At 51.2% G+C, this 17,865-nt stretch carries 10 protein-coding genes; 9 read left to right on the top strand and 1 reads right to left on the bottom strand.

The features are described 5' to 3' along the window. The 3 genes from CRT24_RS21045 to CRT24_RS10360 form a co-directional block, all read left to right on the top strand. A partial coding sequence (locus tag CRT24_RS21045) for a hypothetical protein (RefSeq protein ID WP_218962609.1) occupies positions 1 to 261 on the top strand: 261 nt, incomplete at its 5' end. A 425-nt stretch (positions 262 to 686) separates the two neighbouring features. Beyond that, positions 687 to 1,277, top strand: coding sequence for a DUF6266 family protein (locus tag CRT24_RS10355; RefSeq protein WP_099371167.1), 591 nt, complete (start codon positions 687 to 689; stop codon positions 1,275 to 1,277). A 357-nt stretch (positions 1,278 to 1,634) separates the two neighbouring features. Beyond that, positions 1,635 to 3,560, top strand: coding sequence for a nucleoside-diphosphate sugar epimerase/dehydratase (locus tag CRT24_RS10360; RefSeq protein WP_099371168.1), 1,926 nt, complete (start codon positions 1,635 to 1,637; stop codon positions 3,558 to 3,560). A 234-nt stretch (positions 3,561 to 3,794) separates the two neighbouring features. On the opposite strand, the gene CRT24_RS10365 is transcribed toward CRT24_RS10360, so the two are convergent. Continuing rightward, positions 3,795 to 4,022 carry a helix-turn-helix domain-containing protein gene (locus tag CRT24_RS10365; protein WP_099371169.1) on the bottom strand — a complete coding sequence of 76 codons (228 nt, stop codon included), beginning with the start codon at positions 4,020 to 4,022 and terminating at the stop codon, positions 3,795 to 3,797. Positions 4,023 to 4,974: 952 nt separating this feature from the next. Here CRT24_RS10365 and CRT24_RS10375 point away from each other — a divergent pair. The 6 genes from CRT24_RS10375 to CRT24_RS10400 all read left to right on the top strand — a co-directional run bounded on the left by CRT24_RS10375 (position 4,975) and on the right by CRT24_RS10400 (position 17,821). Then, positions 4,975 to 6,324 carry a TlpA disulfide reductase family protein gene (locus CRT24_RS10375; protein ID WP_218962610.1) on the top strand — a complete coding sequence of 450 codons (1,350 nt, stop codon included), beginning with the start codon at positions 4,975 to 4,977 and terminating at the stop codon, positions 6,322 to 6,324. Then, entirely contained in the window at positions 6,308 to 9,514 is a 3,207-nt protein-coding gene (locus CRT24_RS10380; protein ID WP_099371171.1) for a SusC/RagA family TonB-linked outer membrane protein, read from the top strand. Before CRT24_RS10375 ends, CRT24_RS10380 begins: the two co-directional genes overlap by 17 nt. Positions 9,515 to 9,523: 9 nt before the next feature. After that, positions 9,524 to 10,930 carry a RagB/SusD family nutrient uptake outer membrane protein gene (locus tag CRT24_RS10385; protein ID WP_099371172.1) on the top strand — a complete coding sequence of 469 codons (1,407 nt, stop codon included), beginning with the start codon at positions 9,524 to 9,526 and terminating at the stop codon, positions 10,928 to 10,930. A 668-nt stretch (positions 10,931 to 11,598) separates the two neighbouring features. Then, positions 11,599 to 14,898, top strand: coding sequence for a SusC/RagA family TonB-linked outer membrane protein (locus tag CRT24_RS10390; RefSeq protein WP_099371173.1), 3,300 nt, complete (start codon positions 11,599 to 11,601; stop codon positions 14,896 to 14,898). Beyond that, positions 14,895 to 16,274, top strand: coding sequence for a RagB/SusD family nutrient uptake outer membrane protein (locus CRT24_RS10395; RefSeq protein ID WP_099371174.1), 1,380 nt, complete (start codon positions 14,895 to 14,897; stop codon positions 16,272 to 16,274). The genes CRT24_RS10390 and CRT24_RS10395 overlap by 4 nt, the downstream gene beginning before the upstream one ends. A gap of 23 nt (positions 16,275 to 16,297) precedes the next feature. Beyond that, complete coding sequence (locus CRT24_RS10400) at positions 16,298 to 17,821, top strand: TlpA disulfide reductase family protein (RefSeq protein ID WP_099371175.1); 1,524 nt, start codon at positions 16,298 to 16,300, stop codon at positions 17,819 to 17,821. Positions 17,822 to 17,865 lie beyond the last annotated feature (44 nt).

Genomic DNA, 17,865 nt, shown 5'->3' on the forward strand with positions numbered 1-17,865 from the left:
GCCCAGGTCCAGCTCGACCGCGATACATCCACGAAAAAGTACCCCCAAAAGGTCAACGGGAACAAATCCTTCGGAAAATTAAAGGAAAACCTGATAGCCATCTTTTTCAAAAACAGGGAAAGGGAAATCCTCAGGGAGCTCACGGCCTATTTCCTCAAGGACACATTGCCCATTCGAAAGGGAAGATCGTTCCCAAGGCAGCTTAAGACCTCGAATAAAAAGTGCAAGCACAGGACCTACACAAACTACAAACCGGCATGATAAAATCCTTAACTTAATGACATTGCCCGATGGGGTTTGTTGCCATGATAGGTGTCTCCACCTTCCGCTGAAAACATGGCTATGGTCTCCCACTGTTTCTATCCGTTTTTTTAAGCCTGCGCTTCGGCTACGCTCAACGACCGGCTTCGGCTCGGGCCCTTCGGCTCCGCTCTGGGACCGAGCCGAAGGGCAACCAACGCTGCGACCGGCTTAAACGCCATGGTTGATGTCTCCACCAACCATCTTGAGCTATAGTCCGGGTTCGGCTTGATGCATTCTGTGTCAATTGGTGTCATTGAGAATCAATTGGTTTCAATTAGTCTCATTCCGTGTCAAATGTTGTTTTTGGCTGTTGGAATTTGGAGTTTGGTTGTCAGATAGGACTCAATGGTTGAGTTCTGCGGAAAATTTAAATTGATAATATTATGGCTAGAATTGGCAAGGGAGTCTTGGGTGGCTTCCAGGGAACAGTAGGAAATGTTGTTGGTGCATCATGGCGGGATATAGACTATATCCGCACGCGGCCTCGACGTGTCAAGCGGGAGCCCTCGGAGAAGCAGATGCTGCAAAGGCATAAGTTCAGGGTAGGTCTGGATTTTATGAAGATGGTGAAGCAGGCATTTGAGGTTGGGCATATTGGGGTCAGGTTTACCAGGACAACGGTGTACTCAGAATCTTTTGGGCATGTCCTGAATGATGTGATCGTGGGAGAGTATCCCAATTTCAGGATCGATCACAGTAAGGTGGAGATCAGTAAGGGACCTTTATTGCGGCTGCATGACCTCAATTGGGCAAGTACAGCGGTGGGAAAGATCAAGGTGAGCTGGAGCAATGACCGGAACCTGTTCAATTCTGACGATACCGATCAGGTCATCGTGCTGCTGATGGACAAGGAAAGGGAGTTGGTCTGGCTGTATGGGGCAGTTCAGCGCAAGGACCTGATGATGGAACTGAGTTTGACATCAAGCTCAGACCGGAAGAATTTAATTGCTTGGGCCTTTGTGTACAATGAGTAATCACGGAGATGTTCCGACAGTGAATTCCTGTCAGATATCAAAGAAGAAGTCGTAGAGTAAGAAGATGGGAGGTGTAGACCTCCCATTTTTATTATCTCATGTGGATGAAATTAAGTTCTTGTTAAATTATTGATTACATTGTTTCGCGTAGTTTATATTTCTATCTTTGTTAAAGATTTAATCAATCTAAGCAGAGTACACTAACGAATTTAACCATAACTTGCTAAAAGACAATTGATAGTAATTTTACGACATCTTGTGGCACTAACTTTGTAGCTGTTTACTCTGATACACGACACACAGACCTACTCCCAAAATAGGTTTGGCTTTAATTTTAAAGGAAAATATTAGTAGTTAATGGACATAGTTGGACTGAGAAAGTATTTCAAGAAAGACAGCCCTAGGTGGGTTATCTTGCTGATAGATATGATGATAGTGATTTTTTGCTATTACTTATCGAATTTTGTGATTAATAGTTTCAAGGGAAGATTTGCAGTCGAATTGATGGTCAAGAAGTCCATATTGATTGCTGGGGTTTATTACTTGTCCTTTTTATATTTCAAGACATATCGCGGCATTGTAAGGCAGACTGGTTTTCGGGATGCTTGGGGGATGTTCAAGGCTGTATTTGCGGCTTGGGCAGTCCTGATGTTGGTTTCTACGGTTATACGGTTCAATTATGAGCGTACGGCTGAAATCAGTGAATATCTACGTCCTTCATATGCCGTTTTGTTTACCCATGCATTCTTTACAACGGTTTGTCTCGTGGCGGCAAGGATATTTTACCGAACCATCTATGAAAGCTTTTTCTTTAGTGGTCGTGAGGTGGAGAATGTGCTGATCTTTGGTGCAGGCAATATGGGAACCACCACCTTGAACCTACTCCGTAACGATACACGTAGAAAAGTAAAGGTTGTGGCATTTGCGGATGATAATCCCAACAGAATCGGGAAAATGATCAATGGCTATAAGATTATCAGCATGGATCGCCTGACAAAAGAATTCGTTGAGAAACTGAAGGTAGACAGTATCATTATTGCATTGGATGACAACAACAAGGATCGGGTTTCACGTATTTCTTCTCAAATAGAACCATTGCCTGTAAAGCTGAAAATCATGCCTACATCGGCGAGGTTGATGAGTGGCAAGGTAGCTACCCGACAATTGCGTACCTTGAAGATCGATGATCTATTGGGCAGGGAAGCCATTAAGCTGGAGAATCCTGTTGTGCATGAAATGATGCGTGACCGGGTTATCTTGGTTACGGGCGGAGCGGGATCCATTGGCTCGGAGCTGGTCCGTCAGATCAGCTTTACGGATTTTGATAAGCTGATCGTTATAGATCAGGCTGAATCTGCACTCTATGATATACAACAGGAGTTAATGGCCAATTGCCATAAAGATACTTTATTTATGGTCGGCAATGTGCGCGACCGTCAGTTTATGGAATCTGTCTTTGAGCATTATAGACCACAGATCGTATTCCATGCAGCTGCCTATAAGCATGTTCCTTTGATGGAACAGAATCCATATGAGTCTATTTTGACGAATGTTTGGGGTTCGAAGAACCTTGCCGACATGGCTGATAAATATGGGGTTGAGAAATTCGTGATGGTGTCTACGGATAAGGCGGTGAACCCTACAAATGTTATGGGGGCTACGAAGAGAGCTGCTGAGATCTATGTCTCTGCACTGAACGGACAGAGCAAGACTAATTATATTGTGACAAGGTTTGGTAACGTTCTGGGTTCAAACGGTTCGGTTATTCCATTATTTGAGAAGCAGCTGAAACGTGGCGGTCCGCTGACAGTAACACATGAAAATATTACACGCTATTTTATGACCATTCCGGAGGCCTGCCAATTGGTACAAGAGGCTGCGGTGATGGGTCAGGGCGGTGAGATTTATGTGTTCGACATGGGACAGCCTGTGAAGATTATGGATCTTGCGATACGTATGATCCGCCTGAAAGGCTATAATTATCCTGAAGACATCGGTATTGAAGTGACTGGCCTGCGTCCGGGTGAAAAGATCTATGAGGAGCTGCTTGCGGACAATGAAAACACGACCAAAACGCATCATCAGAAAATTATGATCGCCAGGGTAAGGACCGAAGAACTGGATGTCAACAAACAACGTATTGAACACCTATGTGCTCAGGTAGCCAACCAAGGCGCCAACCATAACCCAATGGTATTGGTAGAGTTGATCAAGGAAATCGTGCCGGAATATATCTCACAGAATTCGGTATTTGAGCAATTGGATAAACAAATCAATAACTAAGAATATAAAATAGGTAAGTTTATCTTTTTAATAAACTAATTTAATAATTCTAATTGGTGCGAAATGCAGTTGTGTTTACCATTTTATTAGATTAGTCGCTATTTACTAATTGCAAAATATAAAATTGTTATGCTAGAATTTAACCATTTGAAAATTATTGGTAACTTTTTTTGAATAAAGGCTACATCCAAATTTTATGATAAAACATAAGTTGTCCAAGATAAATTCAGATAATTATATAGGAAGTAATGGAAAAAAATCTTGAGGGCTACATTCAAGAAATTTAGCTAATTCGTTTAATTGATTATATGTATACATACTTGAGGAATTTTTAGATTCTACCTGTCCTATATATCCAGCAGACACTTTTAAATAGCCTGCTATATCTCTTTGTGTATATTTCTTTCCTCTTATTTCCACAGTTCTTTTAATGATTTCAAGTTCAAAATATGATTTTGGCATAAAAAAATATAAAAATGTTTGCTTAGTTATTACTTAGTTTGTATATTTGATGAAATCAATCAAGGATTGAAGAATTAAATTGATAACTGAATCTATTATAAATAGATTGTGAGTTGAACAAGCCTCTGAATCCAAAGAGTAGCAACTTTAAAATTCAACGCGAGGCAACAGGTTTAACCCACGTCTAAAGAATTTGTGTATTTTAGCACAAGCTTTAGGCAGGGCCTGTTGAATACTGCGTTGAGGGTGCTACTCCCTGGATCTTCAGTTGAAAACGGAAACCCTGCCTTCTGCTTTTTGGTTTGTTCAATTAACCACATAAACTGTTATGATTATGAATGTGCAAACCAAAATACCAAAAACCCTGCTCCAGGAGCAAAGTTCATGGTTTTCCGAAACGATTCTTTACAAGAACATATTCTGTTCGCCAGAATAACCTTCGGTCAATATAGCAGGATGCAAAAGGACCCTTTGAATCAAAATTTCAGGCCAATCCCTCAAGTATTCCTGTTCCCCCAGTCTCCTTCTTAAAACAAGTGCCAAGGGCAACTTTGCAGAAAGTTAATTTCAGCATCATGATTTATTTCTCGACAATCTAAATCTAGGCTAATTTTTTCATTCTGTCAAGTGTGTCGGAAACAGTTTTCAGGTCAATTCGATCTGGAAGAAGACTGGTTATTGTTCAATGTGACAAAAAGCAATTCATTTTAAAGTTTTTCATTCCAAAAAAATGAATGCCTTTTGCCACAAGATACAAACCTGTGGAGAATTTTTCCAGTGCTCGCACAAAGGCCTGGAGCTTCACGTAACCAAATAACCAATGTTGAATTTAAACCAAAAAAGATTTAGTAAGACGATTACGACCAAGATCCGGCCCTGCGATCCGTTTGCTTGTTCCTCCACTTCTTGGAAAGAGATTGCGAAAGCGATTTTGCTGACCTTATGTTTCAGTTTGTTTAATAATCAGTTAGTAGTAGCCCAAGATCCCCACGAGAGTGGGGGCGATGGGCCCAACGAGATTATTCCGATTCAGGCGGGCCAGAGGCTCCCGGAATCCATGTGGGAAGTGCCGCTGAACGTGGTAAGGCATCCCCAGGGGAAAGACAGGGTGAGCCTCAACGATTTCAGGGGCAAGAAACTGATCATCCTGGACTTTTGGGCAACATGGTGCTCCCCGTGCGTGGCCATGATCCCCAAAAACGTAGCGTTGAAGAAAAAATTTGAAAAGGACCTGGAAGTGATCATGCTCACCGACCAGCCCAAAGACCTTGTTTCGCCTTTTCTGGAACGGGTAGAGCAGCAAGAGAAGCTGCCACAAAAGGTATGGACTGCTTACGGGAAGCACGATTTTCATCAGATTTTCAAGTACATGGCCATGCCCCATGCCGCCATCATCTACGACGGGGTATACAAAGGTGCCGTTTTTGGCAATGAGATCACCGAGGAAAAGATCGAGATGATGCTGGAAGGCAAATGGGGCCAGATCGCCTTTAAGAGACCCGAGGTTTCGGCGGAACACAAGTACGACAAGGACAGGCTGCTGTACATCGACGGCAACGGAGGTGGGCAGGAATTCATTTCCTACAGATCCGTCCTGGGAGGGTACAACCCCTCCCTGGGCAGCGGAAAGGGCTACATCGCCAATACGCAGGACGGAGGGAGGCGACTGGCGATACTGAACATGAGCCTTCCGAATTTCTATCAGTTCGCATATGGCGAAGGTAGGACCACGTTCTATCCCCTGAACCGCAAAATACTGGAGGTTGCAGACAGCTCAAGGTTGGTCTCCGGCGGAAAGACGGGAGATGCAGCCCTGGAATGGATGCGATCGGGAAACGCATTCTGCTATGAGCTGATGGTTCCCGGGAAACTCGCGGGCAGTTTCTACAGGCTCATGCAGGAGGACCTCGACAGGCTGTTCCCCCAATATAAGGCTGGCGTGGAACAACGTGATGTAGAGTGCTATGTCCTGAAGGTCACAGATCCCCGGGAGCTCCTGAAATACAGGTCATCTTCTGGTAAGATGGAGGTCAAGCAGGACGTATATGGACTCTCGATGAAACATGCGCCACTCAGGCAGCTAGTGGACCGCTTGAGCATTCTGTTCATGCAGCACAGTCCCTATCCGATCATCGATGAATCCGGATATGTCCACCCCCTTGATCTTGAGATCCATGGCAGCCTGTCCGATATGGGCCAGTTAAACAGCATACTGGCGAAATATGGACTGCAGTTTTTCAAGGAATCGAAGAAAATCGAAATGTTGGTTATAAAAGAATCCAGGCATGAAAGCGAAAGATAAACTCTTCCGATGGGCCTTGCTGGCAATTCTTGTCTATTTTGTACAGCCGGCAATTGCCCAGAGGCCAAAAATAGATATCGCAGGGACGGTCCGGGAGACCGGTTCATCCTCGCCGCTCTCGCTGGTATCGATCAGGTGGCAGGGCTCAGAGGCCGCAACCGATGGAGATGGTCGCTACGCCATCTCGGCCTCTGTTGGAGATACGGTCACCTTTTCAAGGATGGGATATTCAAGCGAAATGCTCGTTGTCCCCATCAGCATCTCGGGCCCACGCGACATCTTCCTGCGGCCGCATGTCAACAGGATCGAGGATGTGGTCGTGCATTCGGGCTACCAGGCATTGAATCAGAAGGACCTTGCCGGATCCGTTTCCTTCATCTCCCAGGGGGAACTGGAGCGAAATCCAGGGATGAACCTTCTGGACAGGATGCGCGATATGGTGCCCGGGCTGGTCTTCAACAAGAACACCACCCTGAAGCAGCAGGGAAGGAGTATCTCGATCCGAGGACAGAGTACGATGTTCGCCAACGCAGAACCGCTGATCGTACTGGACAACTTTCCCTACGAGGGCGATATCCAGCAGATCAGTCCCGAGGACGTGGAATCCATCACGGTGCTAAAGGATGCCGCTGCTGCAGCCATATGGGGAGCAAGGGCAGGGAACGGAGTGATAGTCATAACCACCAAGAAGGGATCCAGGGAGGGGCGCCCAGTCGTCGATTTCGGCATAAATTACGGTTGGTCTGGGCGTCCTGACCTGAACTATATTCCCAAGATGAGCAGCAGAGACTACATCGGGGTGGAGAGGATGCTCTTCGAGAAGGGGTTCTACAGGAGTGCGGAGTCTTCCATCAACCATGCCCCGATCTCCCCGGCAGTTGAACTGCTGATCGCGCACCGCGACGGCAAGGTTTCCTCCCATGAGCTGCAGGAAGGTATCGCTAACCTGGAGAAAGGGGATATCTATGCGGACCTTAGTAGGTTGGTGTACAGGCCTTCCTGGAGCCAGCGGTACCACGGGTCATTAAGGACCGGCACGGCTGTTTCCTCAACCATGGTTTCATTGGGCTACGATAGGCAGGCCGGTGAACTGGTAGAGAACGGCCTGCAGCGGCTGACCCTTTCGCTGAACCAGAGTTTCAGCCTGTGGAAGGGCCGCTTGCAGCTGGAGCCCTTCCTGAGCTATTCTTCAACCGCAACCAGCAGCCCCAATCGGGTGACAACGGACCTGAAGTTCGGGAATGCGCCCATCTACCCCTATGCCAGCCTGCTGGACCCCGATGGTTCCCCGAGCGTGATCGGCAGAGATTACCGCAGGGAGTTCACGGACAGGGCAGAAGGGGATGGGATGCTGGACTGGGGCTACAGGCCCCTGTTGGAGCCGGGTAATATCGAGAGCCTGCAGAAGGACCGGCAGCTGCGCCTGGGGTTCCAGGCCAATTTCAAGATCGACCGCCACCTCAGCATGGGCCTGAACTACCGGTACGTAGGCCGGTCCATGGGAGGAAGTACGCACTATGGACCACAGAGCTACATGGCCCGCAACCTGGTAAACAACTACAGCAGTATCGCCGGCGGGAAGGTAGAGCGAGCCATCCCGCTGGGCGGCATCATGGACCGAACGGGTGAGGACGGCAATGGGCACAACGGACGCCTGCAGCTCCAGTACGACAGGCAATGGGATAGCGGTTCGCTCAAGGCGATCGCCGGGGCAGAGATATCCAACTCCCATTCGCTGTGGACCCAGTACAGGCTCTACGGTTACGATGCCCAGCACGAATCGAGCCTACCGGTCGACTACATGTCTGCCTACCGCTTGTACAGCAACCCGAATTCCAGCCAGAGAATTCCCTACCAGAATTCCTCCCGTGACCTCACCGACAGGTTCCTTTCCTATTATTCATCCCTGAATTACCTGTATTCGGGCCGGTATATCCTGGGCGGGAGCCTGCGCTTGGACCGGAGCAATATCTTCGGTGTTGAGAGCAACCAGAAGGGCGTACCCCTGTTCTCCGTATCTGCGGGCTGGAACCTGCATAAGGAAAGATTTATGCTCCCGCTGGCAGAAAGTTTCCAGATTCTGAAGATCAGGGCGAGCTACGGCCTGACTGGAAACCTCGACAACAGCCTTTCGGCCTATACCACCTCAAGGCTGAATCCCAGCATAAGCAGTTCCTCGGGCCTGCGCTACGCCTATATCGTCAACCCGGCCAACCCCGAGCTTAGGTGGGAGCGGGTACATGTCGCCAATGTCGGTCTGGACCTGGGGCTGCTGGAAAACAGGGTGGTGGTCAACCTGGACCTCTACAGGAAGGTCGGAACGGATCTTATTGGGAACGCACCCTTCCCAGCCTCCTCGGGAATAATAAGGTTCTATGGCAATACCGGCAGTACCCAGACCTCCGGCATCGACCTCCTTCTGGACGGTAGCTATGAGATCGGGCCGGTGGGCCTACGGTCCGTGCTGCTGCTCTCCCACATTCGGGACAGGGTGACCTCCTACAAGGTCGAGCCTACGGTGCTGAACCTGCTATCTGGAGGCTATGCTGGGAACTATCCGGTGGTGGGCCGGCCGCTGACGGCAATGTATGCACTGCCCTGGGCAGGGCTCGACCCCCAGGACGGTAGGCCTCTGGGGCTGCTTGAAGGGGAGAAGACCAGGGACTATGCGGCAATAGTCCAGACCACATCCATGGAGGACCTGATCTACCTGGGATCCTCCAGGCCTTCGCTCTCCGGGTCCCTTCGGCAGGAATTCGGATATGGGAACCTTTCGCTCTCTATCGGGATTGCCTACCGGCTGGGGTATTGGTTCCGCCGGTCCTCGGTGAATTACAACACTGTGCTGAGCGGGATGGGAGGCCACGGCGATTTCGCCGCCAGGTGGCAGCGCCCCGGGGACGAAAGCACCACACAGGTGCCATCCATGCCCCAGGCCATCAATTTCAACGAGGTGACCTTCTATCAGTATGCCCGCGTGCTGATGGAACCAGGCGACCATGTGCGCCTCCAGGACATCCGCCTGCAATATGCCTTGGCCGCCCAATCCCTGTTCCGCAGGGCAGCTTTTTTCCTGTACGTGGACAACGTGGGTATGGTCTGGAAGAAGACCGGCAGTGATCTGGATCCGGATTACCCGCTCTCCAGGCCCCTCAGGAGTTTTTCGATCGGCCTGAAGTTAGACCTTTAATCTCTGAACATGAAAAGAAAAATATACATATCAGTTGCCAGTATGCTGGTTCTGCTCCAGGCCCTAATGTGCTGTTCATGCGCCGAGGAGTTCCTGGAAACAAGGAAGGACAAATCTCAGATGGTCCCCCGGACCCTGGACGATGTCCAGTTGCTCCTGGACAACAACGTCCAGGTGTTCGGAACAACAGCGGGCCTTCCGACCATTGCATCCGATGAGTTCTTCACCGACCGGGGTGTCCTTTCGACCCTTGCGGTCAATGAGCGCAACAGCTACACCTGGGCACAGGATTTCTATGAGGGCACGATCTCCAACCTGGACTGGTCCTTACCCTATCTGCAGGTGTTCTACGCCAACACGGCCCTGGAGGTCCTCAAGGAGATCCGGGAGACCGATGGTTTATCGGAGCTCAGGAAGGACCACCTTGAGGGTACCGCGCTTTTCCATCGGAGCTATGCCTTTTTCAACCTTGCGCAGGTGTTCTCGGAAAACTACCTCCCCTCGGTGAATGACGGCGATCCGGGGATTCCGCTCAAGCTGACCGGCAATATCCACGAGCCCCTTTCCAGGCCGGATCTGAAGGCCACCTATGAAAGGATCGTTTCGGACCTTGTGCTTGCCGAGCAGCTCCTGCCCGAGGAGGTGGAGAACCTGAGCAGGCCATCGAAGGTGTCTGCCAGGGCCCTTTTGGCCAGGGTCTACCTGAGCATGAGCGATTACCCTCGGGCCCTGGGATGTGCCGAACGGGCGATTCCCCAACTCTCGCTGCTGGACTATTCCCAGATCGACACGACCAGTCCCACCCGGAACCTTTTTCCGGCCGCCCTGCCCAAGGGAAATCCGGAGATCGCCTATTATTCGGTCGCCACCAATTACCGATTCCCGACTCTGGGCTTAACTGGAACGGTCGATACCTCGCTGTATGGGGAATATGAAAAGGGGGATCTCCGCAGGGTGATTTACTTCCGGAAACTTGACAACAGCAGCCGAGTGGTTTTCCGTGGCAGTTACTCCAGCATCCATACCAATGCCTTTTTCAGCGGGCTGGCGCTCGACGAGCTCCTTTTGATCAAGGCCGAGTGCCTGGCGCGCACGGGAAGCGGAGAACGGGCCATAGAGGTGCTCAACAGCCTGCGAAGGACCAGGTTCGCCAAAGGGGATTACCGCGAGCTGACCTGGGCGGGGGACGGGGATGCTGTTTCGAAGGTGCTGCAGGAGAGAAGGAAACAGTTGCTCGCACGGGGCCTGCGCCTGGGTGATCTGAAGAGGCTGAACCGTGATGACCGGTACAAAAGGACGCTCACAAGGGTGCTGGACGGGGAAAGGCTCGTGCTTGAGCCCGGGGACCCTAGGTACGTTTTTCCGATACCCGCCGACGAAATCGAGAGGCATGGTTTCGTGCAGAACGATAGGTAAAGGAAAGGACGCGCCCGGATCGTTCGGGCACCTTAGCGCAGAGAGACGGATCTATCCGTGGTAATCTCGGTTCATAGGTGCCGTTCTCAAGTAGGGGAGTGGCGCTCGTATTGTCCGGGGTCTCGCCAGGTGCCGGGGCGTCCTGGAATTCGAACTTACAGGTCAGCTCTGGCTGGGGGAAGCAGATATGGGTCTCGTCATCTTCGGCTATTCAATGATTGGTGCTGGATAGCTACATTCCATATCTAGAGAAAAGTTTGCTCTCCAATACATATGAAGGAGAAAGGGACCCAGCGGTTCTAAACATGAGCATTCCAATTTTCTATCAGTCCGAAGATGGTAAAAATAGGAGCATGTTCTATTCTCCCTCTCCACAATAAACTGGAGAGGGCAAGCTGGTCCCCGCTTTCCTCTGCCTGAAAAAGGGGAAGGTTATAGTGGCTCGACCTGGGACAAAATCGATTTCTTAAGTGAGGAATAATAACCCTTAAACGTGGGAACGCTACTCAGTCGCAAGCAGGGGGGATGCACATTAAGATAAGGTCGATATGACCATGACGGATGCCTTGTATATGGCTGGCCCCAAATAAGGGAAAATTGGATAATTGATCGTTTTTATTTTTCTATTGCATGCAGCATAGATAACCTTTAGAAACCAAATTAACACTATGCAAAATAAAACTTTTAAAAATGCAATACCTAAGTTTTTTATAAGGAGTTCATCAGCAGTGAAACCTTTCATCAATGAAAATCATTGCCTGAAAGAGAATTTTCTCTTTCCTATCCTTCTTACGATAGGTTTCTTTCTTCTGGGCCATCAGCTGGTTGCCCAAGAAAACCTATCAATGGGAACAAAAGGGAAATTGGCCACCGGGACAGTCCTGGATGCCGTTACTGGTAAACCCGTTCAAGGGGTCAGCATCCGGGGACTGGAAGTAGAGGCCAAGACCGACAGCATGGGACGGTTCCAGCTACCATCGGACTCGTCCGAACGAAAGATATCTCTGAGCCATGTTGGGAACAGGGATACGGCAGTTTTATTGGACCCATCGACCTTACCGATGGAGATCATGTTGGTGCCCGTGGCCAACATGATCGAGCAGGTGGAGGTCGTGAGTACCGGATACCAGCAGATACCCCGCGAAAGGGCTACCGGTAGCTTTGCCCTGGTGGACAGCAGGACCCTGCAGCGCAGCCCGTCCATGAACATTCTTTCCAGGCTGAACGGGGTCACCAACGGATTGCTCTTGGACAGGAATACGGGCAATGCCGATGGAATGAGCATTCGGGGCAGGAGTACGCTTTTCTCATCAACGAGGCCATTGGTGGTCGTCGATAATTTTCCCTATGAGGGGGATATCAACAGCCTGAATCCAAGTGATATAGAAAGTGTGACGGTGCTGAAGGATGCCACCGCTGCCTCCATATGGGGCGTAAGGTCTGCCAATGGCGTGATCGTGATCACCACCAAGAAAGCAAAAGAGACCTTCAGCGCTGAGTTTTCATCAAATCTCACCGTTTCAGACCGGCCCGATCTTTTCTATCAGAAACGCATGGGGTCCGCGGAGCTGATCGAGCTGGAGAGTTTCCTCTTCTCCAAGGGTGAATACACCCGGGCCCTCAACAGCAGCTACGAGGACGTTTCGCCTGTTGTGGACGTGCTGGATCGCCTGGGAAAGGGTGAGATATCATCCGGCCGTGCAGAAGGCCTTTTGCAGCAGTATGCTGGGGTAGACAACAGGAAGGACCTGTCCGAAATCTTCTATAGGCCAAAATTCGAGCAGCAATATTATCTGGGCCTATCCTCATCGTCCAGATCGGTGCGAAGTACCATGAGCGTGGGATATGACCGTTCCCTCAAAGAAACGGTATCTGTGGACCAGCAGCGATTGAACCTGAGGGCATCCAGCCAATGGAAGGATGCATCGGACAGGTTTGGCGCGGAAATGAACCTGTGGTATTCCGGCAACAGCAACAGCAATGGAAATGCGCTGGGATTTAGTCCCAGGTTTCCCTATGAAAGGCTGTTGGGGGACGATAGGGCTCCCTTGGAGGTTTCAGCTGCCGGAACGCTCAGGAAATCCTATACCGATACCGTGGGCAATGGGATGCTCTTGGACTGGAAATACCGACCCGTGGAGGAGCTTCGGGGCGAATGGAACAGCTACTCCCGCAGCGACCGCAGCCTGAGGTACGATTTTGGTGCAAGGGGAGCCATTTACCGTTCACTGGCGCTGAAGGTCAACTTCCTCTCCAGCACGGGTTGGCAGGACTGGAGCACACTCTATGACCCAAGTTCCTTCTTTGTGAGGAACATGGTCAACCAGTTTTCCAGCATCGATCCATCCACAGGTACAGTGACCAGGCCGGTCCCATTGGGCGCGATAATGGACCGAGGGACGGTTCGCTCGGATTCCAGGTACGGGCGCGCGCAGCTAGACTGGAACGAGACGCTCTGGGAAGACCATAGGCTTAGCGGTCTTTTGGGTGCCGAGTGGAGGCAGGACAGGGTCCGTTCTGAGAGCCCCGGTTATATCTATGGATATGACAGAGACCTGGAAAATTTTGCCGAGGTGGACATATTCAGCTTCTTTCCCATATACCATAACGGTGACTACAGGAGGATCGAGCGGTATGGTTCCCTTAGAAGGCAGGTGGACAACAACAGGTCTTGGTTCGGCCTGATGTCCTATACTTTTAAGGACAACCTGACGGTGACCGCAAGTGCACGGAAGGATGCCTCCAACATCTTCGGTGTCTCGGCCAACCAGAAGGGGGTACCGCTATGGTCCCTGGGAACTTCCTACTCGTTCCAGGACCTTTTGGGGTGGCCACCCCTTGATAGGCTGAAGTTGAGGGTTACCTATGGCTACAACGGGAACGTCGACAAGAGTACAACGGCATTCCTGACCTCTGTGCTCTACCAGAACAGGAACCTCTGGGGGAGCCCCGCGGACCGGATCACCAATCCGCCAAACAGTGCCCTGAGATGGGAGCGTGTCTCCAATTTGAACATTGGCCTCGATTTCCAGGCCTTGGGCAACCGATTTGGGGGTTCCCTGGAATACTACATCAAGCGGGGCAAGGACCTGATGGGAAACAGCCCCATAGCCCCTCAGACCGGGGTTACCGAGTTCTATGGCAACGTTGCCCGGACCAAGACCCGGGGCATCGATGCCCAGGTGTGGGTCGACTGGGTGAGGTCCGGGGCGGCCAGGTTCAGGACAGACCTGATCTATAACCACACCAGGGACCGCGTCGTTGATTACTATGCCGCCACAAGTACGAATTCCGACGTGGTGACCGCTTCGGGCATCTTCCCCATTGCCGGCAACCCCATCAACTCTCTTGTCCTCTACCGGTCTGCCGGCCTTGACCATAAGGGCGACCCGATGGGATATCTCGGGGGCAAAGAGTCTGACGAGTACAGCGGGATACTGAACGGCTTCGAAAGGGATGCCCTAATCGTGATGGGCTCGATGTCACCGACACATTACGGCAGTTTGCGGAACACGCTGTCCTTCAATGGTTTTGAGATATCCTTCCAGCTGCTCTACAAGCTGGGGAACTACCTTCGAAGGACCAATTCCATGAATTCCTCGGAACTGATCGCCGGACGCTACACGTTCTCGGATTACCATCGAAGGTGGCAGCGGCCGGGGGATGAGGCAACCACCCAGGTTCCCAGGTTCGTCTATCCCAGGGATTTGAACAGGGAGGAGTTCTACCAGCATTCCTCTGTCCTGGCCTATAGTGGAAGCGCCGTCAGGTTACAGGATCTCAGGGTTTCCTATGCCGTCTTGCCCTTTGCTTCACATAGAAAGGCAGAACTGCAGCTTTTCCTGCACGCCAATAATCTGGGCATCATCTGGAGGGCCAATGGGGAAGGGCTGGATCCGGATATAGGGGACGGAATCCCATCACCTTTTGAAATGACTCTTGGTATTAAATTAAACTACTGGAAATGATGAAAAGATCAATGTTTTATTTTACAGCACTACTCTCGCTGCTGGGATGCTCGGCTGAATTCCTGGAAGAGAGGCCCAACAGTAACATCATCGTTCCGGCCTCACCGGATGATTTCCAGCGGCTGCTGGACAACTTCACGGCCGTGGGCTTTACCAGCGCACTGCCCCACCTGAGCGCGGACGAATATTTCATAGCCTCAGAATCGGACTGGCTCTCCAGCAGGTCGGCCACCGAGCGCAATGCATATGTCTGGGAGCGGGACGTTTTTGGAGGGGAGGTCGCAAGGGAAGACTGGAACGCTCCCTACAGGACCGTTTTCTACGCCAACAGCATAATCGATGGGGTACAGAAGCAGACCGGTGGCCTCATCCAGGGCAGCCGGTACGCTGAGGTCTACGGACAGGCCCATTTCCACAGGGCAAGGGCAAATTATGACCTGCTCAAGAACTTCTCTGTACCCTTCGATTCACTCACCCAGTCATCGGATTTGGGCATACCCCTGCGCAGGGACCCTTCGGTCGATGCCCTGATGCCAAGGGCCAGCGTCCAGGAGTGCTACGCTTCGGTCTTTGCAGACCTACAGGAGGCACTCGCTCACCTGAAGAGCTATGGACCGCTCCCAGAGAGGAACAGGCCCACCAGGTTGGCCGTCTTTGCGCAGCTCTCAAGGATATATCTGTACCGGGGAGAGTTCCATCCGGCAGAGAGGTATGCCGACAGCGTCCTGAATCGCTACGACAGGCTGATCGATTACAATTCGGTTTCCACGGAAACCAATACACCATTTTCCCTGACCAACGACGAGCTGATCCTGTACGGTGCCACCAACAGCTACAACAACGCATCCCAGCTCAACCAGGGCGGGACGGTGTTCGTGGACACTTCGCTGATGGCGCTCTACGATACGGGCGACCTGAGGCGCAGCGTCTTTTTCAGGGAGGTCCTACCCGGCAGGCACATCGTGAAGAGGGGCTACAACGGGAGTGGACTCAACCCGTTCAATGGACTGGCCGTCGATGAGGTCCTGCTCATAAAGGCAGAGTGCCTGGTGCGCAGGGGGGACCTGCATGGCGCGGAGGTCCTCTACAACAGGCTGCGGAAGCACAGGTATGCCCTTGGCACGTACGCCAGCACAACATTCCTTGATGCAGCCTCTGCCCTTGAGTTGGTCCTGCTGGAGAGGAGGAAGGAACTGGTCTGGAGGGGGATCCGCTGGGACGACATCAAGAGGCTGAACGGCCGTGGCGCAGGCATCGTGCTCAGACGGACATTTGGCCGAAAGGTACATACCCTTGAGCCCACCTCCGGGAGGTACGTTTTCAATATCCCCCAGGATGAAATAAACAGGAGCGGAATCGCCCAGAACGAAAGATAGATAACACTAAAAAAATAAATGAGATGAAAAAATCAAAAAAAATCAAATTGCACCAATTCTGCCTGGCCCTGGTGGTTTCCCTATGGACAACCTGCAGTTTAGGGCAGAAAGTTTTCATGGGGAGCGTTGACCCTTCCCTGAAGGTTGATTCCATAGAGTTCAGGTATTCGGGTGATGCCCTGGGGATGGGGCGTATATATTCGGAGGCACCCGCTCACTATGCCAGGCTGGAATCGGGGAGTTTCCAAATCAACCTGCCAGAGACCCCCGGTCCTTCCTATCTGCTCATCATCCCTCCCAGCGGCACACTTCAGGCCGAGAAGCTTTTCCGTCCGCTGTCCTATGGCCCTTTTCTGATGGGAAAGGGGGATACACTTGATCTGCGCGTCTCGGGTTCGCGGATATCGCCCGGACCTGCATCCACCCCAGCGTGCCTCCTGCAGATGCAGGCCATCTCTCTGGATGAGGAGCGTTTAGAGGAAATGGTCCGGATCAGGGTGCGCTACAACCAAAATGACACTGTCGGGTTGGCCCAAAGGACCCGTCCTTTTCTTGATGAAATTCGTTCGGCATACCGGGGTTGGGAAGCCGCCCTGATGGAGAACTTCGAACGCTATCTGCCAATGCTGGACCCTGAGTTTGCCCGGGTCCTTCGATATGAACAGATAGGCAGGCTGAGGAACAGGGAGTTGGGTGGATTTCGTTATTTGGTGGAGCTGGGCCCTGATGCTGCCCGCCCCGTTGCAGCGCGCTATTATATGGACAGCCAGATCGGCCGGGAACAGGATTATGCAAGATCGTATGAAGGCAACTCTCCCGAATTTGCCTCCTACCTCAACATGAAGGCAGTGACGGACCTGCTTGTAGCATATAGCATGGTCCAGGGGAGAATGTCGGTTGAATTTCCGCCCGTACTGGATATAATAGCCCGAAGGTATCAGGGCAGGACCTTTGATGAGGTTGCTTTTTCGGCATTCTTGGACCGAGGGGCCCGAAAGTACATGGACCCTAGGACCTTTTCTGTCCTATCCTCAAAGATTGGGGAGCCCCAAAGGAGGGAATACGTGCTGAAGCAGAGGTCAAGGACTTCCCCGGGGAATCCTTTCTTCGAATTCGAAATGGTGGACCAGGACGGTCAGCTGGTGAGGAATTCGGACCTTGAGGGCAAGGTGGTCGTATATGACTTCTGGTACACGGGTTGCATAGGCTGCGCGGTATTGCACAAGGCAATGCGTCCTGTAAAGGACCAGTTCAGGGGGAATCCCAATGTCAGGTTCGTCAACATATCGGTGGACCTGGATGAACAGAGATGGAAGAGTTCGGTGACATCCGGAACATATTCTTCAGAAGGCGACATAAACCTCTGGGTAGGTCCGGGAAAAGACCGGGCCATCGTGAGGCACCTGGGGATAAATTCATATCCAACCCAAGTGATAGTGGATGGCAACAACCGAGTGGTAGCCATGAATCCACCGGATGTCCGGACAAGCAGCCAGGTACCGGGATTCATCGAGATGGTCGAGCGTGCCATAGAACCGAAAATGTAGGTGGGTTCCACTTTCAGTAAAATGGAGAGAATTCCGGCAAGGCC

The sequence above is a fragment of the Sphingobacterium sp. 1.A.5 genome (assembly GCF_002734235.1).
In the GTDB taxonomy this organism is placed as follows: Bacteria; Bacteroidota; Bacteroidia; order Sphingobacteriales; family Sphingobacteriaceae; genus Sphingobacterium; species Sphingobacterium daejeonense.